This is a genomic window from Streptomyces sp. CAI-85 (assembly GCF_013363615.1).
GTDB lineage: Bacteria > Actinomycetota > Actinomycetes > Streptomycetales > Streptomycetaceae > Streptomyces > Streptomyces antibioticus_B.
Genome location: NZ_JAANNX010000154.1, coordinates 1 through 2,528 on the forward strand (window position 1 = coordinate 1; position 2,528 = coordinate 2,528).

Annotated in this window: 2 protein-coding genes; both read left to right on the plus strand. The window is 72.1% G+C overall.

Annotated elements, in window-relative coordinates; translation table 11 throughout:
- Positions 1 to 1,100: beta-ketoacyl reductase (locus tag G6W55_RS37270; protein WP_175525022.1), on the plus strand; the 1,100-nt coding region annotated here is incomplete at its 5' end.
- Between the two features lie 74 nt (positions 1,101 to 1,174).
- A partial coding sequence (locus G6W55_RS37275) for a beta-ketoacyl synthase N-terminal-like domain-containing protein (protein WP_175525023.1) occupies positions 1,175 to 2,528 on the plus strand: 1,354 nt, incomplete at its 3' end.

Genomic DNA, 2,528 nt, shown 5'->3' on the forward strand with positions numbered 1-2,528 from the left:
TCCCGGCGCTGACGGGTGTGGTGCACACCGCCGGTGTGCTGGACGACGGTGTGATGGAGACGCTGTCGCCGCAGCGGCTGGCTGGTGTGATGGGTGCGAAGGTGGAGGCCGCCTGGCATCTGCACGAGCTGACCCGAGATCTGGGCCTGGAGGCGTTCGTGCTGTTCTCGTCGCTGGCGGGGACGGTGGGCGGTGCGGGTCAGGCGAACTACGCGGCGGCGAACGCCTGCCTGGACGGGCTGGCGGCCTTGCGTCGGGCGCAGGGGCTGTCCGCCACGTCGGTGGCCTGGGGACGCTGGGCCGGTGACGGACTGGCCGCGGGCGAGGCCAGGGAGTCGTGGGCACACCGCGGCGGGGTCGCGCCGATGGAGCCGGGCGATGCGCTGAAGGTGCTGGAGTCGGTGCTGGGCCGGGGCGAGGAGCAGGTCGTCGTCGCGGACGTCGACTGGGAACGTTTCGCACCGCGGCTCGCGACCGCCCGCTCCGCTCCGCTCGTCGCGGAGATCCCGGAGGCGCGCCGCGCGCTGGAGACCACCGACGACGACGGCGCCGGCACGGTCGCAGACCCTGCCGAGGCCCTGCGCACCGAACTGGGCGCGCTCTCCCCTGCGGAGAAGGACCTGCGGCTGCTGGACCTCGTGCGCACACACGTCGCGGCCGTGCTCGGGCACAGCACCGACGAGGCGATCACAGCGGACCGGGCGTTCAAGGACCTCGGCTTCGACTCGCTCACCGCCGTCGAACTCCGCAAGCGCCTCACCGGCGCGACCGGACTGCGGCTGCCAGCGACCATCGTCTTCGACCACCCCACTCCCCAGCTCCTCGCCGACCGCCTGCGGGCGGAGCTGCCCGAAGGGGCCCGGCGCTTCGACAGCGTGGTCGGGGAACTCGACCGGCTCGCATCGGACATCTCCGCACTCGTCGGAGAGGCCGAGGACGACGCCCGGAACGAGATCTCCCTGCGGCTGAAGGCACTGCTCCAGCTGTGCAGTCCCGCCGAGGAATCCGAGTCCGAACCGGGCCGGGCGGCCGACAAGCTCGCCTCGGCCTCCGACGACGACGTCTTCGACTTCATCAGCAACGAACTCGGCATCTCCTGACCCCCGGCCCCCATCCCCTTGGCTCCTTTCTCCGCGCACCGCGTGACGACTTCCCGAACTTGGAGTAGTACGGCGTGACCAACACCAGCGAGGACAAGCTCCGTTACTTCCTGAAGCGAGTGACCGGCGAACTTCACGAAGCACGGCAACGCCTCCAGGAAGTGGAGTCGGGAGAGCGTGAGCCCATCGCGATCGTGGGGATGAGCTGCCGCTTCCCCGGCGGGGTCGACTCCCCCGAACGGCTGTGGCAGTTGCTCGCCTCGGGCGAGGACGCCTTCTCCGAGTTCCCGACGGACCGCGGCTGGGACACCGAGGGCCTGTACGACCCGGAGCTGTCGCGGCCGGGAACGTCGTACGTCCGCGAAGGCGGATTCCTCACCGACGTCGGCGACTTCGACCCCGCCTTCTTCGGGATCTCCCCGCGCGAGGCGACGGCGCTCGACCCGCAGCAGCGGCTGCTGCTGGAGACCTCCTGGGAGGCCATCGAGCGGGCCGGCATCGACCCGACGTCGCTGAAGGGCAGCCGTACCGGAGTCTTCGCCGGCACCAACGGCCAGGACTACGCCGCCCTGCTGCGCCGGGCCCCCAAGCAGTCCGAGGGCTACCTCGCCACGGGCATCGCGGCCAGCGTGGTCTCCGGGCGCCTGTCGTACACCTTCGGCCTCGAGGGCCCGGCGGTGACCGTCGACACGGCCTGCTCGTCCTCGCTGGTGACCCTGCACCTGGCGGTTCAGGCACTGCGCAACGACGAGTGCTCCCTCGCCCTCGCCGGCGGCGTCACCGTGATGGCCACCCCCGAGACGTTCGTGGAGTTCAGCCGCCAGGGCGCCCTGTCGCCGGACGGCCGCTGCAAGGCGTTCTCCGACGCCGCCGACGGTACGGCGTGGGGTGAGGGTGTCGGCATGCTGGTGCTGGAGCGGCTGTCGGACGCGCGTCGCAACGGCCACCAGGTGCTGGCGGTCGTACGCGGCTCGGCCGTCAACCAGGACGGGGCCAGCAACGGCCTCACCGCCCCCAACGGCCCCTCTCAGCAGCGCGTCATCCGCGCCGCCCTCGCCAACGCCGGGCTCACCACCGCACAGGTGGACGCCGTGGAGGCCCACGGCACGGGCACGACCCTCGGCGACCCGATCGAGGCCCAGGCCCTCCTCGCCACGTACGGCCAGGGCCGTCCGGCCGACCGCCCGCTGTGGATCGGCTCCCTCAAGGCGAACATCGGCCACACCGCCGCCGCCGCCGGTGTCGCCGGCGTCATCAAGATGGTCGAGGCGATGCGGCACGGTGCCCTGCCGCAGTCCCTCTACGTCGACGAACCCACCCCCCAGGTCGACTGGAACACCGGCGCCGTCCGCGTCCTCACGGAGCAGCGCGCCTGGCCGGAGACGGGAGGACCGCGCCGGGCGGGCATCTCCTCCTTCGGTGTGAGTG